A 261-nucleotide genomic window follows, 5' to 3' on the forward strand; every position below is an offset into this window, starting at 1 on the left:
GCCGCTGTTTTTCCGCACCGGCCGCAGCGTGACGCTGACCGATGCCGGCCAGGATCTGTTCAGCACCGCGCAGGTGATGCTGCAACAGTTGGCCGTCGACATTCGCCGTTTGGATCAGTACCGCAAACCCAATCAGCTGATCGTCAACACCACCCCGGCCTTTGCCCGCCATTGGCTGACGCCGCGGCTGGGCGAGTTCAACCAGCGGCATCCGCAGATCGATCTGTGGCTGTTCACCAGCTTCGAGCCGCCGGATATGGC

Annotated in this window: 1 pseudogene; it reads left to right on the forward strand. The window is 63.2% G+C overall.

Features of this window, described 5'->3' with window-relative positions:
- Nucleotides 1–261: pseudogene (locus tag ACYYG1_RS17585) on the forward strand (hypothetical protein); the annotation flags it as partial.

It is taken from the genome of Desulfocurvus sp. DL1XJH-121, from assembly GCF_054819825.1.